Origin of the sequence: Cupriavidus sp. OTU4054 (assembly GCF_038440175.1) — a bacterium.
Taxonomy (GTDB): domain Bacteria; phylum Pseudomonadota; class Gammaproteobacteria; order Burkholderiales; family Burkholderiaceae; genus Cupriavidus; species Cupriavidus pauculus_D.
The window spans coordinates 55,902-78,286 of the sequence record NZ_JASATF010000012.1; the positions used below are offsets into that span (position 1 = coordinate 55,902).

The 22,385-nt window shown below is 64.5% G+C and carries 23 protein-coding genes and 1 pseudogene; 14 read left to right on the forward strand and 10 right to left on the reverse strand.

Going from position 1 to position 22,385, the window contains the following annotated elements; translation table 11 throughout:
* The first annotated feature begins 148 nt into the window (after window positions 1-148).
* On the forward strand, window positions 149-667 hold the full coding sequence (msrA, locus tag AAHB16_RS15735; protein ID WP_150375556.1) for a peptide-methionine (S)-S-oxide reductase MsrA: 519 nt from the start codon (window positions 149-151) through the stop codon (window positions 665-667).
* 38 nt (window positions 668-705) lie between these two features.
* Here the strand turns inward: msrA and AAHB16_RS15740 are convergent, their stop codons facing one another.
* A complete protein-coding gene (locus AAHB16_RS15740; protein WP_342051410.1) occupies window positions 706-1,506 on the reverse strand; it encodes a YecA/YgfB family protein in 801 nt (266 codons plus the stop codon).
* A 243-nt stretch (window positions 1,507-1,749) separates the two neighbouring features.
* Between AAHB16_RS15740 and AAHB16_RS15745 the strand changes: the two genes are divergently transcribed.
* Window positions 1,750-2,895 carry an acyl-CoA dehydrogenase family protein gene (locus tag AAHB16_RS15745; RefSeq protein WP_150375552.1) on the forward strand — a complete coding sequence of 382 codons (1,146 nt, stop codon included), beginning with the start codon at window positions 1,750-1,752 and terminating at the stop codon, window positions 2,893-2,895.
* Between the two features lie 3 nt (window positions 2,896-2,898).
* On the opposite strand, the gene AAHB16_RS15750 is transcribed toward AAHB16_RS15745, so the two are convergent.
* From AAHB16_RS15750 to AAHB16_RS15760, 3 genes are read right to left on the reverse strand one after another with little or no spacing between them, the layout of a single operon-like run.
* Window positions 2,899-3,501 (reverse strand): malonic semialdehyde reductase, encoded by a 603-nt coding sequence (locus AAHB16_RS15750; protein ID WP_342051411.1) that lies wholly within the window; start codon window positions 3,499-3,501, stop codon window positions 2,899-2,901.
* An 11-nt stretch (window positions 3,502-3,512) separates the two neighbouring features.
* Window positions 3,513-4,370, reverse strand: coding sequence for a pirin family protein (locus tag AAHB16_RS15755; protein WP_342051412.1), 858 nt, complete (start codon window positions 4,368-4,370; stop codon window positions 3,513-3,515).
* Window positions 4,371-4,383: 13 nt separating this feature from the next.
* Entirely contained in the window at window positions 4,384-4,974 is a 591-nt protein-coding gene (locus tag AAHB16_RS15760) for an NADPH-dependent FMN reductase (RefSeq protein ID WP_150375546.1), read from the reverse strand.
* On the opposite strand from AAHB16_RS15760, the gene AAHB16_RS15765 reads away from it, so the two are divergent.
* The 3 genes and pseudogenes from AAHB16_RS15765 to AAHB16_RS15775 form a co-directional block, all read left to right on the forward strand.
* Window positions 4,973-6,046, forward strand: a complete 1,074-nt coding sequence (locus tag AAHB16_RS15765) for a LysR family transcriptional regulator (protein ID WP_342051413.1) — start codon at window positions 4,973-4,975, stop codon at window positions 6,044-6,046. The two genes, AAHB16_RS15760 and AAHB16_RS15765, sit on opposite strands and share 2 nt — an antisense overlap.
* Before the next feature lie 219 nt (window positions 6,047-6,265).
* A complete protein-coding gene (locus tag AAHB16_RS15770; RefSeq protein WP_150375544.1) occupies window positions 6,266-7,390 on the forward strand; it encodes a hypothetical protein in 1,125 nt (374 codons plus the stop codon).
* A 145-nt stretch (window positions 7,391-7,535) separates the two neighbouring features.
* Window positions 7,536-8,039, forward strand: a pseudogene (locus AAHB16_RS15775) (BON domain-containing protein); the annotation flags it as partial.
* Here the strand turns inward: AAHB16_RS15775 and AAHB16_RS15780 are convergent.
* From AAHB16_RS15780 to AAHB16_RS15800, 5 genes are all read right to left on the reverse strand, one after another.
* On the reverse strand, window positions 8,026-9,531 hold the full coding sequence (locus tag AAHB16_RS15780) for a DASS family sodium-coupled anion symporter (protein ID WP_150375542.1): 1,506 nt from the start codon (window positions 9,529-9,531) through the stop codon (window positions 8,026-8,028). The pseudogene AAHB16_RS15775 and the gene AAHB16_RS15780 overlap by 14 nt on opposite strands.
* A 114-nt stretch (window positions 9,532-9,645) precedes the next feature.
* Window positions 9,646-10,128: an HIT family protein gene (locus tag AAHB16_RS15785; protein WP_150375540.1), complete on the reverse strand. Its 483-nt coding sequence runs from the start codon at window positions 10,126-10,128 to the stop codon at window positions 9,646-9,648.
* Window positions 10,129-10,403: 275 nt separating this feature from the next.
* Window positions 10,404-11,132, reverse strand: a complete 729-nt coding sequence (locus tag AAHB16_RS15790) for an SDR family oxidoreductase (protein ID WP_342051414.1) — start codon at window positions 11,130-11,132, stop codon at window positions 10,404-10,406.
* Between the two features lie 15 nt (window positions 11,133-11,147).
* Window positions 11,148-11,822, reverse strand: coding sequence for a peroxiredoxin-like family protein (locus AAHB16_RS15795; protein ID WP_342051415.1), 675 nt, complete (start codon window positions 11,820-11,822; stop codon window positions 11,148-11,150).
* Window positions 11,823-11,849: 27 nt separating this feature from the next.
* Window positions 11,850-12,389: a carboxymuconolactone decarboxylase family protein gene (locus tag AAHB16_RS15800; protein WP_342051416.1), complete on the reverse strand. Its 540-nt coding sequence runs from the start codon at window positions 12,387-12,389 to the stop codon at window positions 11,850-11,852.
* 253 nt (window positions 12,390-12,642) lie between these two features.
* Between AAHB16_RS15800 and AAHB16_RS15805 the strand changes: the two genes are divergently transcribed.
* From AAHB16_RS15805 to AAHB16_RS15840, 8 genes are all read left to right on the forward strand, one after another.
* Window positions 12,643-13,488 (forward strand): class II glutamine amidotransferase, encoded by an 846-nt coding sequence (locus AAHB16_RS15805; protein ID WP_342051417.1) that lies wholly within the window; start codon window positions 12,643-12,645, stop codon window positions 13,486-13,488.
* A gap of 239 nt (window positions 13,489-13,727) precedes the next feature.
* On the forward strand, window positions 13,728-14,081 hold the full coding sequence (locus tag AAHB16_RS15810) for an HIT family protein (protein WP_342051418.1): 354 nt from the start codon (window positions 13,728-13,730) through the stop codon (window positions 14,079-14,081).
* Between the two features lie 146 nt (window positions 14,082-14,227).
* Window positions 14,228-15,328, forward strand: coding sequence for an alanine racemase (alr, locus tag AAHB16_RS15815; RefSeq protein WP_342051419.1), 1,101 nt, complete (start codon window positions 14,228-14,230; stop codon window positions 15,326-15,328).
* Between the two features lie 353 nt (window positions 15,329-15,681).
* The gene (locus AAHB16_RS15820; RefSeq protein ID WP_150375526.1) at window positions 15,682-15,888 is read left to right on the forward strand and encodes a hypothetical protein; all 207 of its coding nucleotides are present in this window, start codon (window positions 15,682-15,684) and stop codon (window positions 15,886-15,888) included.
* A gap of 46 nt (window positions 15,889-15,934) precedes the next feature.
* Window positions 15,935-18,130, forward strand: a complete 2,196-nt coding sequence (locus AAHB16_RS15825; protein ID WP_342051420.1) for a phosphocholine-specific phospholipase C — start codon at window positions 15,935-15,937, stop codon at window positions 18,128-18,130.
* Between the two features lie 67 nt (window positions 18,131-18,197).
* Entirely contained in the window at window positions 18,198-19,001 is an 804-nt protein-coding gene (locus tag AAHB16_RS15830; protein WP_342051421.1) for an SDR family oxidoreductase, read from the forward strand.
* Window positions 19,002-19,083: 82 nt separating this feature from the next.
* The gene (locus AAHB16_RS15835; RefSeq protein WP_150375520.1) at window positions 19,084-19,533 is read left to right on the forward strand and encodes a PRC-barrel domain-containing protein; all 450 of its coding nucleotides are present in this window, start codon (window positions 19,084-19,086) and stop codon (window positions 19,531-19,533) included.
* Between the two features lie 148 nt (window positions 19,534-19,681).
* The gene (locus tag AAHB16_RS15840; RefSeq protein ID WP_342051422.1) at window positions 19,682-20,227 is read left to right on the forward strand and encodes a DUF4142 domain-containing protein; all 546 of its coding nucleotides are present in this window, start codon (window positions 19,682-19,684) and stop codon (window positions 20,225-20,227) included.
* 16 nt (window positions 20,228-20,243) lie between these two features.
* On the opposite strand, the gene AAHB16_RS15845 is transcribed toward AAHB16_RS15840, so the two are convergent.
* Window positions 20,244-20,624 (reverse strand): carboxymuconolactone decarboxylase family protein, encoded by a 381-nt coding sequence (locus AAHB16_RS15845; protein ID WP_150375518.1) that lies wholly within the window; start codon window positions 20,622-20,624, stop codon window positions 20,244-20,246.
* Window positions 20,625-20,860: 236 nt separating this feature from the next.
* On the opposite strand from AAHB16_RS15845, the gene AAHB16_RS15850 reads away from it, so the two are divergent.
* A complete protein-coding gene (locus tag AAHB16_RS15850) occupies window positions 20,861-22,351 on the forward strand; it encodes an aldehyde dehydrogenase family protein (protein WP_342051423.1) in 1,491 nt (496 codons plus the stop codon).
* The last annotated feature ends 34 nt before the right edge of the window (window positions 22,352-22,385 follow it).

Consider the following 22,385-nt stretch of genomic DNA (forward strand, 5'->3'; position numbering starts at 1 on the left):
CAAATCAGTCATCGGTGCCAATCGAACCATGATCATTGCCCAGTGGTCCTAACTGGAAACCGAACGCGATCTCAGCAGCAAGCCGTGAGCAAGGTTTCCTCGACCGTGAGAGGATACTGGTCTTCATCACCAACCAAGGGACCACGAAATGACCACCAGACAGGAAAGGGCGATCCTCGCAGGCGGCTGCTTTTGGGGCATGCAGGACTTGATTCGCCGTTACCCGGGCGTGATCTCGACGCGCGTGGGCTATAGCGGTGGCGATGTTCCGAACGCGACCTACCGTAATCACGGCACGCATGCCGAGGCGATCGAGATTCTGTTCGACCCGGACAAGATCAGCTTCCGTCAGATCCTGGAGTTCTTTTTCCAGATCCACGATCCGAGCACGCTGAATCGCCAGGGCAACGATCGCGGCCTGAGCTACCGATCGGCAATCTTCTATACGAGCGACGAGCAGAAGAAGGTCGCCGAACAAACCATCGTGGACGTCGATGCGTCAGGTCTGTGGCCGGGCAAAGTGGTGACCGAACTCGCGCCCGCTGGCCCGTTCTGGGAAGCCGAGCCCGAGCACCAGGATTATCTGGAACGGATCCCCGATGGCTATACCTGCCACTTCGTGCGCAAGGATTGGCAGTTGCCTACCGCCGTCAAGCCGGTTGCGTGAGGGGCTCGTTGTCACCGCCTGGAGAAGCGCTTTCTCCCTTACTTGCCGTGGCACTTCTTGAACTTCTTGCCGCTGCCGCAAGGGCACGGGTCGTTGCGGCCGGGCTGGTCGCCTGACACCACGGCCTCCACGCGCGGGCCCAGGCTCTTCCAGATCTGGCGCAGGTCGTAGATCGCCCAGATCGCCTCTCCGAAGGTTTCCACGCGCGCCATGCTCGTGCTGGGCGGGCCGTCCTCGCTGTACATGCAGACCTCGGGCTCGCCGGTATCGTCCTCGGCGAGGGCGACGATGCTCTCGAGCGCCTCGTCCAACCACCGGGCGACCTCCTTGTCGCGCGGGGCGGCCCACTCCTCGGGCCAGTTCTCCACCACGAACATGAAGCCTAGCGCCCACACCTGGCCGAACGACGGGATTTCCCGCCCGTCCATCTCGGCGCGCTCCTCCTGAGGCAGGCTCAAGATGGCGCCGCGCATGTCCATGGCCTCGGGATGGAAGGTGCGTTCGTCTTCCAGCGTCTCCACGGGCTGGTCGAGCTGGTGCTCCACCTCGTTCCATCGGCGCTCCCACAGCTCCATAAAGCGGGCCTGCTGGGCCGCGTCACGGAACGCGGGCAGCAACGGCAGCGGGCTGCCCTCGGCCACCTCGAGCGCCGCGCCGTCGCCCAGCAGCATGGGCAGATAGTCGGCAGCGGGGATGCGACGGCGCGTGCAGACGAGGGCCGTGAGAAAGCCGTCGCAGAATTCCCATTGGGGGATTTCGTCCGCGCGCTGGCGGAGGTCGTCCAGCAGGTCGTCAAGCTCGTGGAGTTCGTCGGGGGTCAGTTCGGTGGCTTCAGTCATGCTGCGGGTTCTCGTGGTGCGGGGTGGGGATGCGCTGCACGCATCGCCGCGAAGTATAACGCTAGGAAAGATAGCGCCAGGAAGGATAGCGCCACCCCTGGCAGCGGTACGAAAGGGTGAATTTCTCCGCGAACAAGAGTGAAACGCTCTCTACCGTTCGGTTTCGAAAGAACGGCTCGAAGTCACTTTCTATACTCGGGCTTCGCTTCGGGGATGCCGAAGCACCGACGAAGGTGACAACGTTTGAACGATCTCTCGCAAGAACACTTCGCATCCGCGCTCGCCGATCTGAAGACGACGATCGCGGCACGTGCCCACGACATCGAGCGGGCGCGCAATATTCCCGGGGACGTCTTCGCGCAGATGCGGAGCGCGGGCATCTTCAGGATGTTCCTGCCCAAGGCGTACGGCGGTCTGGAACTCGACCTCCCGGCCATCATCGACGTCATGCGCGAGCTGGCCCGGTGCGATGGATCGGCCGGATGGATCACGATGATCGGCGCGGGATCCGTACTGTTCTCGACCATGCTGCCGCGGGAAACGTTCGACCGCATCTACCGGAGCGATCCCGATGCGTTCGTCGCGGGCACGACCCAGTTGCTCGGCAAAATAGCGCGGCACGAGGGGCGATGGCGCGCGCATGGTCAGTGGCCGTTTGCCAGCGGATGCCGCCATGCCACGTGGATGCTCGGCTTCTGCCGGTTCGTGCCGGACGGCTGGCAGGAAGGCGATCGACCCCAGGTCCGCGTCGTCCTGCTGCCGGCTGACCGCTGGACCATCCTCGACACGTGGCATGTGTCTGGCCTCAAAGGAACGGGCAGCGACGACATCTCGCTCGACACGTTCATCGACCCGCATGCGGACATGTTCGACCTCTCCCAACCCGTCCGGTGGGCCACCGAGCCGTTGTACGCGGGCGTGCCGCAGATGATTGCGCTCATGCATGCTTCGATCTCCGTCGGGATCGCGGAAGGTGCGCTCGACGACCTTCTTGCCATCGCTGCCAGCGGCCGCAGGCAGGAGCGCGCCACGGCACCGATGCGTGACACGGAGGCCTTCCAGCGCGATCTCGGTGCGGTGCACGCCGATATCCGCGCGGCCAGGGCCGTGTTGACGCAGCAGACGCAAAGCCACTGGCAACATGCCATCGATGGCACGCTGGGAACGGATGCCAAGCTGGTAGAGGGCAGCCAGACCGCGATCTGGACCGTCGCGACGTGTCGCAATGCCGTGGACAAGTGCTTTGCGCTGGCCGGAAGCACGGCCTTGTACGAGCGCTCGCCGCTGCAGCGGCGGCTGCGCGACATCCACGTGGCGGCACAGCACAACCTGATGCAGCCGAGGCATTACCAGAAAGCGGGACGATTGCTGGTCGACCACGGCAACTGACCGCTATGCGAGCTGGCACGCCTCGTCGAACATCAGCCGCGGGTCGCGCGGATGCAGCTTCGTATCGTCGCCATACCCGAGCGTGCAGATGAAATTCGCCTTCCACGTGGTCCCGCCAAAAAACGCCGCGTCTAGCAGGGCGTTGTGGAAGCCGGACATGGGACAGACATCGAGGCCCAGCCCGCGTGCCGCAAGCATGAGATAGGCGCCCGTCAGGGAACTGCTGCGGTACGCGATGGACTCGGCAAACGCGGCATCGGCGTCGAACATCGGCTTGACGTCCATGCGAGGGAACAATCGGGGCGCGTCCTCGAAGAAGCGTTCGTCCTGCGCGACGATCACGGTCACCGGCGCCTCCTCGACCTGGCGGCGGTTGCTGCCCATCCCTTCCAGCGCGGGATAGAGCTTCCGGCGTCCCGCCTCGGAGCGAACGAAGACGAGGCGCGCGGGTTGGAGGTTACCGCTTGTGGGTCCCCACTTGATCAGCTCGTAAAGGTGACGCAATGTGTCGTCGGCCACCATGCGGTCCGTCCAGTGATGATGGGATCGTGCGTCCGTGAACAGTTGTGCAAGGGTGGAAGGGGGCAGGGGTTGGCGGGCGGACATGAGTGGTCTCCTTACATCTTGCCGATTCGGCCTTCCCGAAGCAGGCGGCGGCCAATGGCGTCGATATGATCCTCGCCGATGCGCAGCGCGGATGGCGAGGTGTGCACGGAGTAATAGCCGAGGGACAGCGGGAATTCGTGCGGCACGGCGGAGCCGAGAATGAACTGCGTATCGGTGACGGCCTCGAAGTCCACCTTCCGATGCGACCGTTCAAAGGCGATCAGTTCTTCCGCATGCAGCGCCTCGCCGTTAGCGAGCAACTGTCCTTCGGCCGGCGATACCCACAGGACAGTTTGTCCGGGTGGCGGCTGATAAATCCACCGCTCTCCGGCCTTCAGCGCCACGGCAAGCACGTTCATCGGCGATGGTGCGGCGATGGCGCTGTGCGCATGGCCATAGCTGCCCAGCAACACGCGCGCCGGTCCCTCGCTGGCGATGTCGCCGGTCGCCTGAAACGCTGCAACCGTGGGGCCGAGTTCGAGGTTCGGCGGCAGCGCCACCCAGAGTTGGTATCCGCGCACGCGGCCGTGATCGGAGTCGCCCACGCTGCCACCGTGCCACATGCCCTTGCCTGCCTGCATCCATTCGATGCCACCGCTGGGCAATGCCACCGTATTGCCGTCGGGATCGATGAGGTCCATGCGTCCGTCGATCAGGAACGACAGCGTGGCGATACCCGAATGCGGATGCAGCGGCCCGACGAATGGCGGCCCCTGCATGTCGAAGAAATCCAGAAACACGAAAGGCTTCAGGAACTGCCCCAGGTCCGACGGGCTCATCAGGCGAACCGCGGGTCCATTCTTTCGGCCATGCGTGCGATGCGCGATGGCACGGCGTTGTACGTGGTTCGCGTCAGCGGTGAGTGACATGATGGCGATCTCCTTACGCTGCGTGGAGGCGCGCGGTCTTTAGCGCGGTGCTCCACCACAGCAGGTCGTCCACCATCGCCGTGGCGTGCTCGTCCTTTGCCTTCAGGGTGGCGGCAATCTGCTCCGTGTTGCCCTGGAAGTGGGCGAACACGGCATCGACAGGCAGGTGAACCGCATGCCGGATTGGGGCCATCTGCAGTTCGATGGAAATCTCGCGCAGCTGTTGGACCGCACGCGCGCCGCCCACGCTGCCCCAGCTCACGAAGCCGATCGGCTTTCGTTGCCACTCGGCATACACCCAGTCCAGTGCATTCTTCAGGACGGCCGGCGGCGCAAAGTTGTATTCGGGCGTCGCGACGATAAAGGCGTCGGACGTACCGATGGCCTCGGTCCACCGCCGCACGGCCTCGTGATCGTATGGCGGGCGGCCCGGGATGCCGGGGAGCATCGCGCTATCGAAAAACGGCAGGGAGAAGTCGCGGAGGTCCAGAATGCGGGCCGAGACGCCTTCGCGCTGGTCCAGATGCGCCTTGATCCAACGCGCCGGTGCGTCGGAGAAGCGATGCTCGCGGGTGCTGCCGATGATTACGGATACGTTGGTCATGCTGGGCTCCTTTGGTTGGCATGTGGCGCTGCGGTGCGCCTGGAGCCCAATGTATGAAAATGCCCGCCATAGAAAAATCCGGCACAATGAGATGCACTCGTGCAATTTTGTGGGTAATCCAATGGATCTCAACGATATCGCGCTCTTCGTCCATGTCGTCAGGGCTGGCAGCTTCGCGGAAGCGGGCCGGCGGCTGGGCATGCCGCCGAGTACCGCAAGCCGGCGTGTGCAGTCGCTGGAAGCGGCGCTGGGCACGCGGCTGATGCAGCGGACGACGCGGCGGCTGGCACTCACGGACGCAGGCCGTAACTTCTTTGCCGAATCCGCGGATCGGATCGATGCGCTGATGCGCGCGGCGGGGCAGGTGGCCGAGGACGCCAACGACATCGCGGGGCGGGTACGCGTCGCCGTACCAGCGGACTTCTTCGAGTGGTTTCCAGCCGATGCGCTTGCGCAATTCGCCGCGGCGAATCCTCGGGTGCGCTTCGAGTTCGAACTCAACGATGCGCGGGTGGACCTGCTCGGTGAAGGCATCGACGTTGCGCTACGCGGGGGCGATCAGGATCCCTCGCTGTTCGCGCGCAAGCTCGGAACGAGTTCGGCCATCCTCGTGGCAAGTCCGGACTACCTCGCGCGGCGTGGACGTCCGGCCGAGCTTCGCGATCTTGCAAAGCAAGATTGCATTACGTCGCCCTCGCGCGGGGGGCCGCGCAGCACATGGCGGCTCGGTGCGCGGGGCAGGGCCATGGCTTCGGTGGAGGTCGATGGGCCGTTCCAGGCCAACACGTCGTCGGCGCAGCTCGCCGGGGCGATGGCTGGCATGGGAATCGCACTGCTGCCTGCCGCGCTGACCGTGCCGCTCGTCGAGAGCGGGCGCCTGCGCCGGGTGCTACCGGAGTTCTCGTCCGGCGTCATCGGGGTCCATCTGGTCTATCACAGCCGTCGCCAGTTGCCACGGGCCGTATCGGCCTTCATCGAGTTTGCGGCCAGCACCATTACGGAGCTGGGATTGATACCACCGGAGCGCGCGCCGTCGCGACATCGGAAACGAGCCGGAATGGCGGCGAAGTAATGAATCAAAACTTCGGGATCAAAACTGCGGGGGATCCGGAACTGCGGGCGATTCAGAGATGCGGACCGTTGCGCGCGGACGGACATTGCGTTGTCCTTGCAGACGTGAGGGCAATGCGGGGCGATCGTTGTCCTAATAATCGCGAAACAGCGATTTCTGTAAAGTGCTGAACATGTGAACCTCGTACTCCATATGCAAGACGCCCACAGGAGTGCTCACATGTTGCCACCAGCGAAGCCGTTCCCAGACACCTATCCCGAGATCGTCCCACCGGACTTGCAGGAACTTGCCGCGTCGCGCGCGGACTATCGGCATCGCAAGGCCGCGAGTGCGTCGGAACTGGTGAGCTTGTGGAAGGCGGAGGGCGCATACCCTTTCACTGGCGATGCATCCGACGCGGTGGAGGCAGCGCGGCGAGAGGTCTTCGACATCTGCGCGCTGAGTGTGCATCAGTACCTCGACTCATTTCGCACCGGAAAATCCAAGGACCGGCAATTCACGCTGCGGATGCTCAAGACCGCGCTGGACGAGAGCCCCGAGTCGCTGAAGAAGATTCTTACCGAGGTCCTGGGCCTGCCGAAGGACAGGCAGACCGAGCTCGTCGATCTGCTGCAGTACACCACGCTGTCCTCGATCATCGAGGCGAGCAAGATGGTTGCCGACAGGCTCCAGTTTCTCGCGGGGCTTCAGACATTGTTGTTTTTGCCGGAAAGCAAACGTTCCACGAAGGAACGTGTTCAGCTGCATCGGATGCTGGAAGGCGAAACGTGGATCTTTGGCGAGGAGTATCTGCTGACCAGTAGCGACGAGAATCTGACCACCGTGCTGAGGAAGCACCTCGCGTTGCTGCGGCCGGAGGCGGCCCGCGGAAGGCAGGCGCGGGTCGTTCGCGACAATGGCAGCGAGGCCGTGATCGATCTGCTGCTGGGCAGGGAGGTGCCAGCTTACGCGACGACTCGCCGCGAGTATCTTGTCGTCGAACTGAAGCGCCCCGCTCAGCGTATCGATCTTGCGGTCAAGGCACAGGTCGAAAGCTATGCGATGGCCGTCCGCCGGGACGAGCGATTCGACAAGGCCAACACCCACTGGACCTTTCTTGCGGTCTCCAACGAGATGACGGACGACGCGGCCTGCACGCTGCAGCAGCGCGGAAAGGTATTCGGTTATTTCCACACCGAGCCGCAGTTTCGCATCGGCCTGGCAACGTGGAGCGAGATTCTGGGCGCGTCACGCGCGCGGCTTGAAGCCTTCCGGGAGAAGCTGGGGTACACCGCGACCCGGGATCAAGGGGTCGCGCGGTTGCATCGGACGTATGCACAGTACCTGCCGGAGACGCTCGGCTGACGCGTTGCCTCAATCGAGATACGTACTTGAAGCTGGCGGCCGTGAGCGCTATCGTCAGTGCCTGGTCGGTGCCTATACAGCGACGTCACCATTCGACACGTCGAGAGTGGCCCCGGCGACGCAGATTGACGATGGGAGCGACAATATGCCAGTTCGCGTTGCGGTGCTCTGTCTGTTGCTGTCCGGCGCGGCGGTCGTGCATGCCGACGAGGTTCTTCAGAACCGCGGCAACGATCCCTTCTTTCAGATTTCCTCCGCCATCCCCAATTGCCCCGAACCCGCCGGTCCGCGCACGACCGAGGCCGAGTGGATTCGGGAGTCGCATCATCGTGTCGAGCATGGCAACCACTGCTGGATCGAAGGCCGTTGCCGGTTGCCGAATGCCTTTGCCTACGATCAGGAGATTGCCGATACCGCGCGCCGGCGTCTGCAATGGCTCACCATCCATATGCCCGAGTGGAAGGACAGCACATTGTGGGTGACCGTCTGGCAGCGGTGGATCCTTGTGCAGGGCTGCGTGGGCCCGAAATTTCCGACCGCGACATTCATGGCGGCGATGCGCGAGGTGCCCGATGCCGAGCGCGTGGCCGATCAGACCACGCGCGATCCCTCCCGAAGCGTGCCGTATGAGCGCTTTACCAAAACCCCAGCACCTTCCACCACGTCCCCCCCACCACCGCAAACACCAGCAACTCCAGCACACACATCACCGCCCCGGCCCGCCACCACTGTCCCATCGTCACATACCCACTCCCAAAAATGATCGGCGAGGTGCCGGTCGCATAGTGGGTCAGCGTCATCATGATGGCCGAGCCGGCGGCCATCATCAGCAGGAACGGCGGGACATAGGGCGGCGGAATCAACTGGACGCCCACGGTCAGGAAGGCGAGCATCATCGCGCTGATATGCGCGGTGGTGCTGGCGAACAGGTAGTGCGAGAACACGAACGCCAGCACGAGCACGCTCGCGATGGCGGGCCAGTCCATGCCGCTGGCGGCAATGGCGTCGCGCATGTCGGCCGAGAACCATGCGATCACGCCGAGCTTGTTGAGCTGCTCCGCGAGCATGACCAGTGCGCCGAACCAGATCAGCGTGTCCCATGCGCTCTTCTCGGACAGCACGTCGTCCCAGTCGATCGTGCCGGTGATGATCAGCGCGAAGAGGCCGAGGAATGCGACCACGGTCGGGTCGAGCGTGTAGGCGTCGCCGAAGATCATCGCCGGCAGGTTCGCCCAGAGCAGCAGCATCAACGCGAACACGCCCATCATCACGCGCTCCTTGCCGCTGAGCGGGCCCATGCGGGCCAGCTCGCCGCGCGCGTAGTCGATGGCATTGGGCGTGGCCTTCAGCTCGGGCGGGTTCAGCAGATAGATCACCAGCGGCATCAGCAGCAGGCAGAGCAGGCCGGGCAGCAGCATGCATAGCGCCCACGTGGTCCAGGTCAGATGCAGCGACTGACCGCTCGCGCGCGCCACGTAGTCGACGACAAGCGGGTTCGGCGCGGTCGCGGTCACGAACATGGCTGATGTGATCGGGTTGGCGTGATAGTTGACCAGGGCGAGGTATGTGCCGACTTTCCCCTGCGTTCCCTTCGCGGGATCGGAGTCGAATGCGCCCGCGATCGACCGCATGATCGGATGCACGATGCCGCCACCGCGCGCGGTGTTGCTGGGCGTGAACGGCGCCAGCACCAGTTCGCAGATCGCGAGCCCGTAGCCGATGCCAAGCGTGCGTTTGCCGAGCGCCGCGATGAACATCAGGCCGATGCGATTGCCAAGGCCGGTTTTCTTCAGCCCACGCGAGATCAGGATGGCGACGACGATCAGCCAGATCAGCGGACTCGAGAAACTGCTCAACGCGTCGGCAATGGCGCCCTTCGACGAGTGGGAGGTCACCTGCGCCAGCGAGACGATGACGATGGCCATCATCGCCATGACGCCGATCGGCATTACCTTGAGAATGATGGCCACGATCGTGGTCAGGAAGATGGCCACCAGCGTCCAGGCATCGGCTTTCAGCCCCTCGGGCGCGGGAAGCAGCAACAGCGTGACAAGCACGACCGTGGTGACGATCGCCGGACCCAGCCGGAATGGCACCACGGACACGAAATACCGGTACATCGCTGCGATCTTGCCCAGCATCTTCCCGCCTCCCTTTCGACATCGTCGTTCATCCAACCCTCGCCGCATGGTGACCGATGCGCGCCGGGAGGGGAAGTCAAATTTTTCGAAGCGAGGTTGAAGAGAATTGGCGGTCTAGCGCTGTCGGCTGTTACGGCTTCTGATGTGCGCGGCCATCTCCGCCAGCTCCCGATCATCGCCGCGCCGGCCGTCGTGCGATGAGAGATAGCCTTCGTACGTCTCGAAGTATTTGTCCACACTCGACTTGATCGGCCGCCAGGGCCCACGCGTGCCGTGCATCGGAAACAGCTTGATATGCGCGTGGTCCACACCAAAGCCTTCCATGATGGCACCCGTTCGCCCGACCCCGTCCAGGGATCTGTCCAGCAATCGGCCTACTTCTCTCGCGGCCAGCGTCAGACGCTGAAGCGTGGCGGGCTCGAGGTCGAAGAGATAGCTTGGATGGTGGGCTTTGGTGACAACGACGGTAAAGCCCGGCGTATTCGGATAGATGGAAAGAAACGCGAGGTGACGTTCGTCCTCCCAGATCGAATGGCAAGGCGACATGCCAGCCACAATTTGGCAGAATATGCAGTTGTCAGTCGCACCACCGATCATTTGTCCTCCGCCGCGAATCTGGTTGCAATGTCCCCACTTCGGTTCGCCATATAAGCACCGCCTTAGCGAGAACAATTGTCCCGAAGCGCGGTGATACGTCCACGAACAGAGGAAGCAAACCAAAGAGGTACGCGAGCCCAGTATATGGGGCGATCACGGCAAAGAAACGAAATCGGCAATATTCAAGAGAACGGCGACGTGACGGTTTGGCGGAGACCAGCGTCGCGGCCCGCGACCCCGGGGCGCGGCCTCTTGGCACCTCCGTTTGCAACCAATCAGAACCCCAGCCGCCCAAGCGACGCGCCGCCATCGACGTACAGCGTCTGCCCCGTCATAAAGCCGGCTTCTTCCGATAGCAGAAACGCAATCGTCGCCGCGATCTCGTCGGGTTTGCCGAGGCGGCCCAAGGGGATTGCCGACAGATAGCGCTTCTCCCCCGCACTGCCGACCGGGTTGTTGGCACGGAACAGTTCGGTCTCCGTCGGACCCGGTGCGACGGCATTCACGGTGATACCCGTGTCCGCGAGTTCCAGTGCCCACGACCGCGCAAAGCTCACCAGCGCCGCCTTGGCGGCCGCATAGGCGGTGCGGTCCGGCATGCCGAGGATCGTGAGGCTCGAGATATTGACGATGCGTCCCCACCCACGCTGCCGCATTCCGGGCAGCAGCGCCTGCGTGGTCTGCACGGCCGGATGAAGATTCAGCCGGAGCACGTCGTCGAGCGTGCCCAGATCGATCTGGCCGATACGCTGCGGCTTCACCAGGCCGACGTTGTTGACCACACCGTCGAAGGCGATGCGGCCGGTCAGTGCCGCGAGGGCCGCCTCGGTGGCGGCGTGGTCTGAGAGATCCACGGTGACGAGTTCGCCCGGAAACTTGTTGCCCGCGGCGGCCTCGCCGCGCGCGAGGCCGACCACATGGTGACCCGCGCGCAGGAGCCGGTCCGTCAGCGCGCGGCCGATGCCCTTGGTCGCGCCCGTAATCAGAAACGTGCGTTGTGTCATGGCGTGATCCTCCGGTTAGCGCCGTGCCGCGGCGACGCGCTCGAGCACCGGCAGCATATCGGCCGGCTCCGGGCGACGCGTGTAGTCGGGGTTGACCTCGGCGTACAGCACCACGCCATCCTGTCCGATGACATAACGCGCCGGCATCGGCAGCGTCCATGAGGGGTCGTCGTTGAAGGCCGGCAGGTCGTTGCCGAGTGTCTGGTACAGCGCGACCAGATAGTCGGGCAATGCGAAGCGCAGGCCGAACGCCGCGCCCGTTTCGCCGCGCACGTCGCTGAGCACCGGAAAATCCAGCTGATTCTGGCGAACCGACTTGCGGCTGTTCACGGGCTTCTGCGGCGAGATGGCGACGATGTTCGCGCCCAGCGCGCGGAACTGCGGTAGCAACTCGTTCAGCGCCTGCAGTTCGATATTGCAGTAGGGACACCAGACGCCACGATAGAACGTGACGATCAGCGGACCTTGTGCCAGCAACTCGGCCGACGACACTGTCCGGTCGTTCTGGTCCTGCAGCACGAATGCCGGTGCGTGGTCGCCGGCATGGATCGCGCGCTCGGCCTGCCCGCTCGCGAACAGCGCGGCGGTGGCCCGTTCCATGATCGGATGAATCTCGGGCGGAGCGTTGTAGGGCGGCTTTCCGCCCTTGAAGTCGGCCTTGAATGCGTCGAGTCTGGCTTGCAGCGTCATGATGGATCCTCCGTGGGGGCGTGTGACTCAGGCCGGCAGCTTCGGCGCCGCGGGGAAGTCCACCGGTACCTGCGTGGTGGCATGCAGGTAGTTGGTCACCGTCTTGTCGCCGATGACGACGATCGCATCGACGAGGTTAGCCTGGGTCCAGCCCGCCGCGAAGAATGCATCGACGAGGGCCTGATCGGCGTGGCCGCGGTTGAGGGCGATATTGCGCGTCAGGCGTGCCAGCGCATCGAGCTTCGCATCGAAGCCGGCCGTGCCGCCGCGGACCTCGAGCATCTGCTCGTCGGTGAAGCCGTGCATCTTGCCGATGACCGTATGCGCGGCCAGGCAGTACTCGCAGCTGTTGACCTGACTGACGACGAGGTTGACGACCTCGCGGGCCTTGCCGGTGATCGAGCTCTTGCCGTTCTGAAAGGCGAGGTAGTTGCCGAGCGCGTGCTCCGAAAGGGCGAGCGTGGCGTAGAGGTTGGGCACCATGCCGAGGCTGCTCTTCAGCTTGTCGAAGATGGCCTGGTTGGCGGGGGAAACGTCTTCACGCGTCGGTACGTTGATCTTGCTCATGATCTGACTCCAGTTCAGGTTAAGGACGCTGTGTGGTGGAGCGCGTCCGTTGGGGTGACTGAACTATCGTTGATTCCTGAGCGTAGATTCAGACGGGGATTGTTCATATCATTCATTCTTGTGAGGAATGAAATGACTCGCCATGGGAAGCGAGTGCAGGGTCGCCGTACCGAGTGGGGCGCACCGTTTGCATCACAATCTTCGGCACAATTGCTATGCTGCAATGAAGCCCCCAAATCCAGGAGACGCCCTCATGTGCCGTTGGCTGGCCTATTCCGGCCGTTCCGTCCCGCTCGAAGCGGTCTTGTTTCAGCCGGAACATTCCCTGATCGACCAGAGCCTCAATGCGAGGCTCGGCCATACCACTACCAATGGCGACGGATTCGGCGTCGGCTGGTATGGCCGGCATTCGGAACTGCCGTTCCGCTATCGCTGCCTGCATCCCGCGTGGAGCGATACGAACCTGCGCGAGACGGCGCGTGCCGTCAGGGCGCCGCTGTTCGTCGCGCATGTGCGCGCGGCCACGGGGACGCCGACGCAGGAAACCAACTGCCACCCGTTCCGCTTCGGCCGCTGGCTATTCGTCCACAACGGCCTGATCCGCGAGTTCCCGCTCCTCCGCCGCGACCTGATGATGGCCGTCGCCCCGCATCTGTTCCGCTGGATCGAAGGTTCGACCGACTCCGAGATCATGTTCTTCCTCGCGCTGACCTTCGGCCTCGAGCGCGACCCGCGCGGCGCGCTGGAACAGATGGCCGGCTTTATCGAAGAGGTGGGCCACCGCTACGACGTCCAGTTCCCGCTGAACATGACGGTGTGCGTCACCGACGGCCAGCAGATCGTGGCCGTCCGCTACTCGAGCGAGAAGGAATCGCGCTCGCTGTTCCACAGCACGTCCTTCCGCCAGCTTCGCGCCCTCTATCCCGAAGACCCCCGGATCATCGCCGCCGGCGACGATGCGTTCCTCGTGCTCTCGGAACCGTTGATCGACGTGCAGGGCGTCTGGGAAGAAATCCCCGAGGCGACGATCCTGATGGCAAAGGGCGGCGAAATCGAACAGGGGTGTTTCGTGCCGAGGATGCCGAAGGTGGGCACCTAGCCCAGATTCACGACTGATGACGGGCGCGACCGACTTTGCGCAGCGCTCCTGGCATCGACATCCCCCCACGGACCAGTGCCGCTTTCTGAGTGGCGCCTTTCCAAGCCTCGGCGCGGACGCCAATGGCCTCGGCTTCGGCCAGATTCACGAAACGCCGATTGTTCGGGCTTTTGCACCGTGTGAACCTTGGTCTCCGTACACCCGTACACGCCGCGCGTTGCCGCGGAGGAGACCAGGCCATGGACGAGTCGAACCACACATCGAACCAAGATTGCATCTTCTGCCAGGTGGTTCGCGGGGCGGCCCCCTGTCACACCATCTGGGAGGACGCGCATCATGTCGCGTTCCTCTCTATCTATCCATACACCCCCGGCTTCGCGGTGCTGGTCACCAGGGCGCACCACCCGAGCAATCTCTTCGAGCTCGATCCGGTGATCGTCGAGCGGTTGACGGATGCCGCCGGGGAAGTCCGCCGCATGCTCGATCGGACGTTCAGGGATGTGGGTCGGACCGGCTGCGATATGGACGGGTTTGGCGTGGACCACGCGCATGTGAAGTTTTTCGTGACGCATGGCATGGCCACCGCCGAATGACCGGTTGGCCGGGCCCGCGCCGAAATCCAACACGCTGCCTTATTGTTTCCTGAATTTCCGATATTTTTCAGCAACTCAAGCTGCCTGCTCCTCATTAACATAGCAACCATTCCCGCCTATCGAGCAACCCATCCCTCATCCTCGCCATGCCACGGCCGATCTCCGCCACGATTCACCTCTCCGCGCTGGAAAACAATCTCGCCGTCGCGCGCCGGCTCAGTCCCGCGTCGAAGGTGTGGGCCGTGGTCAAGGCCAATGCCTATGGCCATGGCATCGAACGCGTGTACCCGGCGCTCTCCGCGGCGGACGGGTTCGCGTTGCTCGACCTCGACGAGGCCGTGCGGCTGCGGCAGCTCGGATGGGACAAGCCGATCCTGCTGCTCGAAGGGTTTTTCGACGAGAGCGATGTACCGTTGCTTGCATCGTTGCGGTTGACCACCGCCGTCCATGACGAGGCGCAGCTGCGCATGCTCGAACTCGCCTCGCGCGAAGGCCGGCTGCCGCGAGGGTCCATCGACGTTTTCCTGAAGCTCAACTCGGGCATGAACCGGCTCGGCTTTGCGCCGGAGCATTACCGCGCCGCATTCCGGCGCGCGCAGGAGATCGAAGCAATCGGCACGGTCGGCCATATGAGCCACTTTGCCGATGCCGATACGGAAACCGGGATCTCCGCGCAGTGGGAATGCTTCCGCACGACGACGCGTGAACTGCCCGGGCCCGTCTCGCTGGCCAACTCCGCCGCCACGCTCTGGCATCGCGAATGCCGCTACGACTGGGTGCGCGCGGGGATCATGCTGTACGGTGCCTCGCCCTCGGGCCACGCACGCGATCTGGCCGGCACGGGACTGCAGCCGACGCAGACGCTGGCCAGCCGTATCCTCGGTGTGCAGCAGATCGAGCCAGGGCAGGCCGTCGGCTATGGCTCCCACTACGTGGCCACACGGCGACAGCGCATCGGCATCGTGGCATGCGGGTATGCCGACGGATATCCGCGCGTGGCGTCGTCGCATGCCGGACACTTCGCGCCCGTGCGCGTGGGCGATCGCATGACGCGCACGCTGGGCCGCGTGTCGATGGACATGCTGGCCGTCGATCTCGATGCGTGTCCGGAGGCGAACGTCGGAACTCCGGTCGAACTCTGGGGGCGGCACGTGGCGATCGACGACGTCGCCGCCGCGGCCGGCACCATCGGGTACGAGCTCATGTGCGCGGTGGCACCGCGCGTGCCGGTACGCGTCGAACCGTGAGCGTCGCGCGTCGCATACCGGCAACATCGTCACGCCTGCGATCATCACAGCCGTAACGATTCCGCGCGGGCCGATCCGCAATCTGGATCGCGCGTGAAGCCCGCGCGTGGATACCATGCGCGTGCGAACGCGCCAACCATCTCTTCGCATATTCAAGCGCCCGCTTGGCCGCGGTCCCGGTCACATCGCTGACATATCGCGTTCCTAGACTGCGCTCTCTTTCGCCGGCCCCCCCGGTGGAGGGGTGCCCGGTCTGCATGACCCATTCCAGAAACCATCATGGCCGAGACCGGCCGGGCATGTTCGACGGCGCGCGCCGGCTCGCGCTCGGCCAGTTGCGCGGATCATGACCCATGACAAGAAAAGGTACGATCTCCCACCACGCCCGGCCGCTGCTCGGCGCCGGTATCCTGTGTCTGTCCATGCTGTTGAGCGCCTGCGGAGGCGATGACAACAACGCGCCGGCAAACGGTGGCAACGGCAACAATGGCGGCAATCCCGGCGGCGGCACACAGCCGCCCGCGGCCTGCGCGACCGCCCATTGCGCGCCCGCTCCCTGATGTCGAGCCTGCATCCCCGAAAAAAACGAACAGACACCGAACCGGCATGACCTTCAATCCTTCCAAGCGCAAGTTCCTGCGTAACACCCTGGGCTCCGCCGCTGCCGCGGCCACGCTCGCATCGTTCCCGCCCAGCATTCGCCGCGCACTGGCCATCGAGGCCAACAACGCCACCGGCACGATCCAGGACGTACAGCACGTGGTGCTGCTGATGCTCGAGAACCGCGCGTTCGACAGCTACTTCGGCACGTTCCGCGGCGTGCGCGGCTACGGCGACCGCTTCGGCATCCCGCTCGCCAACGGCAAGAACGTCCTCTACCAGACCGACAACACGGGCACGATCATCACGCCGTATCGCCTCGACGCGACGCAGGGCAATGCCCAGCGCGCGGGCGGCACCCCGCATACGTGGCCCGATGCGCAGGCCGCATGGGACCATGGCCGCATGAACCGCTGGCCGGTGGCGAAGAACCGCCTGTCGATGTCCTACTACGAGACCGCCGAGATTCCGTTCCAGCGCGCGCTGGCCGATGCGTTCACGCTGTGCGACGCGTATCACTGCTCGATGCACACGGGGACGATCCCGAACCGTCTGTTCTACTGGACCGGCACCAATGGCCCGAGCGGCGACAATGTCGCGGCCATGGTCAACGAGTTCAATGGCGGCAACGACGTGGGTCCGTCGACGCAGGGCTGGACGTGGAAGACGTACGCCGATCGCCTCGTCGATGCGGGCGTGAGCTGGAAGGTCTACCAGAGCCTTGCCGACAACTACGGCTGCAACGAGATGATGAGCTTCCGACATTGGCGCGCGGCCATGGAATCGATGCCCGCGGCGCGCCGTCCGGTGGCGCTGCCCGCCGTGTCCCCGGCCTACGACCCCGCGATCGACGACGCGCTGAGCCCGCTCGCGCGCGGCTTTGGCAACACGATGCCCGACGGCTTTCTGCAGGCCCTGCGCGACGATGTGCAGAACGGCTCGCTACCCTCGGTATCCTGGATCATCGCGCCCTCCGCGTACAGCGAGCACCCGGGTCCGTCGAGCCCCGCGCAAGGCGGCTGGTACGTGCAGCAGGTGCTCGACGCGCTGACGGCGAACCCCGAGGTGTGGAGCAAGACCGTGCTGCTCATCAACTACGACGAGAACGACGGCTTCTTCGATCATTTGCCGCCGCCTTCCGCGCCGTCGCGCAATGCCGACGGCACGCTTGCGGGCGGCAGCACGTTGTCCGACGCGGACATGGCGTTCGAGTACTTCAACTACACGCCGGCCACGGCCAACCAGCTGACGATGGACGGCAAGCCGTTCGGCCCGGGCCCGCGCGTGCCGATGTGGGTCGTGTCGCCATGGAGCCGCGGAGGCTGGGTCAACTCCCAGACGTTCGACCATACCTCCACGCTGCTTTTCCTGGAGAAGCGCTTCGGCGTGAAGGAACCGCAGATCGGTGCATACCGCCGCGCCGTGTGCGGAGACCTGACGTCGGCGTTCAACTTCGTGAACCCGAACAGCGAGAAGCTGCCAACGCTATCCGGCCGCACGACGAAGGTCGCCGTGGACAACCTCGCGCTGTCGCAAAAGGCATTGCCAGCCATTCCGGTGCCGACGGCGGGCGTCGCCCCGACGCAGGAAAAGGGCACGCGACCCTCGCGCGCGCTGCCGTACGAACTGCACACGACGTCGCGCGTGGATGCGGCCGGCACCGTGACGCTGATGTTCGCAAATAGCAGCACGGGCAACGCGGCCGCGGTCTTCCACGTCTATGACAAGCTGCACCTCGACGCGATTCCGCGCCGTTATGTCGTGGAAGCCGGCAAGACCTTCGAAGGCGTTTGGAACGTGGCTGCTGACGGTGGCCGGTACGACCTGTGGGTGCTAGGCCCGAACGGCTATCACCGCGAGTTCGTCGGCAACACCGCCGAGCAGTCCGCGGCAGGCGGCACCGAGATCCAGGTGTGCTACGAGTTGTGCGATCCGCCCGCGCTGCAGGTCAAGCTGTATAACCGCGGCACGCAGCCGGCCACGTTCACGGCGACGGCGCAGGCGTATCGCACCGACGGACCGTCGGCCCAGACAGTGCTCCCGGGCCGCGTGGGCGAGCTGCGCTGGACGCTGGGCGACACGGGCAACTGGTACGACTTTGCGATCGTCTGCGACGCATTGCCGTCGTTCCGCCGCCGTATCGCCGGCCGCATCGAGAACGGCAAGGATTCGGTGAGCGATCCGGCCATGGGTCAGATGTAAGTTCCACATGCGGTGTCGCGCCCCGCTCGTCAACACGGCGAGCGGGGCGTTTGTACGCATGGCCCGCATGTTGCAACCGTGTTCTCCACAGGACGATGTCCAGAGCTATCGTGGCAGCGGCCGGCTGTCGGGCCGCAAGGCGCTCATCACAGGCGGCGACTCCGGCCTCGGCCGCGCCACGGCGATCGCGTTCGCGCGCGAGGGCGCCGATGTCGCCATCAATTACCTTCCGGCCGAAGAGGCCGACGCCCGGGAAGTCGCGCAATACATCCAGCAGGCGGGCCGCAAGGCCGTGCTGATACCCGGCGATATTCGCGACGAGCAGTTCTGCCGCCAATTGGTAGCGAACGCGATGCGCGAGCTCGGCGGACTCGATGTCCTCGTCAATAACGCCGGGCGGCAGCAGACTCACGACTCGATTCTCGATATCACGACGGAGCAGTTCGACTGGACGTTCAAGACGAACGTCTATGCGATGTTCTGGATTACAAAGGCGGCCATCCCGCATATGCCCGCGGGTGCCGCGATCATCAACACGAGTTCCGTGAACGCGACCGATCCCTCGGAGAATCTGCTCGATTACGCCGCGACAAAGGCGACCATCACCAACTTCACCAAGGGGCTGGCCAAGCAGATGGCGAGCAAGGGCATTCGCGTCAATGCCGTGGCACCGGGACCGTTCTGGACACCCCTGCAGGTGTCGGGCGGACAGACCATGGAAAAGCTGAAGGCGTTCGGTAGCGATACGCCCATGCAACGTCCGGGCCAGCCCGCCGAAATCGCGCCGCTGTTCGTCACGCTTGCCGCGTCGGAGGCCAGTTACGTGACGGGGCAGGTGTTTGGCGCATCGGGCGGCAAGGGCAATCCATGACGCTTTCATCGTACGGCGGCATGGGCACGGACGTTGCAGCAGTACCGTCTCCACCCGCTTGATCACCCCCAAGGAGACTGCAATGGACGCGAATCAGACACTCACCTCGAACCAGGGCGCCAATATCGTCGGCTCCGGCGTTGGCGAGGGGCCAGGCCCGGAAGTGATGGCCGCATCGAGCCTCGAGGACACCAAGGTGTACGCCTCCGACGGCGAACATGTCGGCGAGATCAAGGAAATCATGATCGACGTGCCGCGTGGCCGCGTGGCGTACGCCGTGCTGACCACGGGCGGGTTTCTCGGCATCGGCGATACGCTGCACGCCATTCCATGGTCGGCGCTCGTGATGGACACGGACGCCAAGTGCTTCCGGCTCGGGCTGACCGCAGCGCGCATCAAGGATGCGCCGGGCTTCAACAAGGACAGCTGGCCCAGCATGGCCGACCCGCAATGGGCCACGACGGTCCATCAGTACTACGAGCGTGATCCGTACTGGATCTCCGGCGCTGCGGGGGGACTGCCCCCGGTGTGAACGCCGTGACGAAGAACGAGGGCCGCGTGCAATTTGTACATCGGATGCCGGCCTCGGATGCAATGGCTGTCGCGACAGCGAGGAGCAGATCATGCGGAAGGGATGGATCGCCAGACACATCGCGGCGAGGGTAGCGAGGACGGTAGCCATGACGGCAGCGGTGACGGCAGCGATGGCGACGCTGTCGGTGCTGCCGCCCATCGCATCGACCGCCAACGCGGCGCCGCTGACCAACGTCCCCGGTACCGCGTCAGCCAGCGATACCGACGCCTTGTTCCTGCGCCGCGCGGGAACGGCCGGCGCGATGGAGATAGAGGCCAGCCGCATCGCCGAGGTCAGGGCGTCGAGTCCCGAGATCAAGGCGTTCGCGAAGAAGATGATCGAGGACCATCAGGCCGTCGACGCGCAAGTGAAGCAGATCGCGGGCAAGCTCGGCATCCAGGTGCCCGAGTCACCGCTGGAAGCGCAGCAGCGCGACGTGCGCGCGCTGGAACAGCTGAACGGGGCCGCGTTCGACGCCGCGTATATCCGCAAGATTGGCGTCGATGCGCATCAGGATGCCGTGAAACTGTTCAGGGATGCCGCGGACAAGGCCAACCACTCGGAGGTCAAGGCCATGGCGCTCCGGACGTTGCCGTCGCTACGGCACCATCTGGAGATGGCCAACGCGTTGAACGACAAGCTCGGCAAGTAGCCCGCTAGCGCGGACCTTACTTTGCATCCATCTCCGCGAACAGCAGCTTGGCCACGCGCGTGGCCTCGCTGCCCGCGGGAATGCCGCAGTACATCGCGGACTGCAGGAACACTTCCCCGATCTCTTCACGCGTGAGGCCGTTGTTCAGTGCCGCGCGAATATGCGTCTTGAGTTCGCCCGTGCGACCCTGCGCCGCGAGGATGGACAACACGCCGATGCTGCGCGAGCGACGGTCCAGGCCCGGGCGGCTCCAGATGTCGCCCCACAGGTTCTTGATGGCGAACTCGCGAATGGGTTCGCTGAAGGCATCCGTGTTGCGCGTGGAGTTGACGACGTACTCCTCGCCCAGCACTTCGCGGCGAACCTGCTCGCCCTTGTCAAACAGTTCCTTGCTCATGTTGGCTCCTGTGCGTTGGGGATGCGCAGAGTCTGCGGCCCGAGGGGCGAGAAGCAAAGATGCCTGCATAGTTCTCACGATCACGGTTTGTGATCGGGCGGCAACGTCCTGCAGTGGCGCCGACGTCCTGCCCGCCGTGAGAACTTATCGTGATCGCGAGAACAGAATTAGCATCTTTCGCTAACGGTCATCCCAACCCTAGACTTGCCTCATCGCAGTTCTCGCAAGGTCAGGGCATGGCTCATTCTTCGTCGGACTTTCATGCGCTCGTCGCGTCGCTCGTGGGCTCGCCCGCCGAGATCGGCTCGTATATCGGGGGCGACATGGTCACGGGCAGCGGCACCACGCTGACGCTCGTCGATCCCGCCAGCGAGCAGGCGCTGCTGCAGTTCGCCGATACTGACGCCTCGATCGTGGACGCCGCGCTGCGCAGCTGCCAGACCGGCCAGAAGCAGTGGGCGGCATTCTCCGCGCAACGGCGCGGTGAAGTGCTCGCGCAACTCGGCCAGCTCGTGCGTCGCGACGCCGAGCCGCTCGCGCGCCTCGAAGCGATCACAAGCGGCAAGACCATCAAGGCGGCCCGTGCACAAGTGGCCGCCGTCGCGGAAATCTTCCGCTACTACGCGGGCTGGACCGACAAGTTCCTCGGCAATGTCATTCCCGTGCCCGGCGGCCAGCTCAACTACACGCTGCGCGAGCCGATCGGCGTGGTGCTGGCCATCACGCCGTGGAACTCGCCGATCTATCTCGCCGCATGGAACGTGGCGCCCGCGCTGGCCATGGGCAATGCCGTGCTGCTCAAGCCATCCGAACTCACGCCGCTGACCGCACTCGCCCTGGCGCGTCTGGCCCGCGAGGCCGGCCTGCCCGCGGGCACCCTCAATGTGGCCAACGGTCTGGGCAAGACCATCGGTGACGCGGCCATCGGCAATCCGATCACGAAAAAAGTCGTGTTCGTCGGCTCCACGCAGACCGGGCGCGCCGTGAATGCGGCCGCCGCGCAGCGGCCGATCTCGTGCCTGCTGGAGCTCGGCGGCAAGTCGGCCAATATCGTGTTCGACGACGCGGATCTCGATGCGGCGTGCCGCGCCGCCGTGACGGCCGCCTGTGCCAATACCGGGCAGAACTGCGCGGCCGGCTCGCGGCTGCTCGTGCATCGTGCCGTCTACGATCGCTTTGTCGAAGCGGTGGGGCGCGCCGTTGCCGAATACCGGATCGGCCATCCGCTCGACGAGGCGGCCGATGGCGGGCCGATCAACAACCGCGCACAGTTCGAACGGATCCAGCGCATGGTGGCCATGGGCCTCGACGAAGGCGCGCAACTCGTCACCGGTGGCGTAACGGTGCCGGATGGCCCGGGTTTCTTTGTGAAGCCCACGGTGCTGAGCCACGTGAACAACACGATGCGCATCGCCCGCGAGGAGGTGTTCGGACCCGTGGTCGTCGCGATTCCATTCGACACCGAGGCCGAGGCCGTCGAGATCGCCAACGACAGCGAATTCGCACTGGCCGGCGCGGTATGGACGCGCGATATCGCCCGCGCGCACCGCGTGGCGGCGCAGGTCAATGCGGGCCTGCTGTGGATCAACATGTATCGCGATATGCACGTCGCCACGCCGTTCGGCGGTAACGACAGCAGTGGGTACGGCCGCTCGAGCGGCGCCGAATGCCTGTTCGAGTACACGAAAACCAAGAGCGTGTGGTTGCCGATCGCCGAAGGCAGTTGAACTGCCGCTCCTTATTCACGCTTTACCTTCTTAA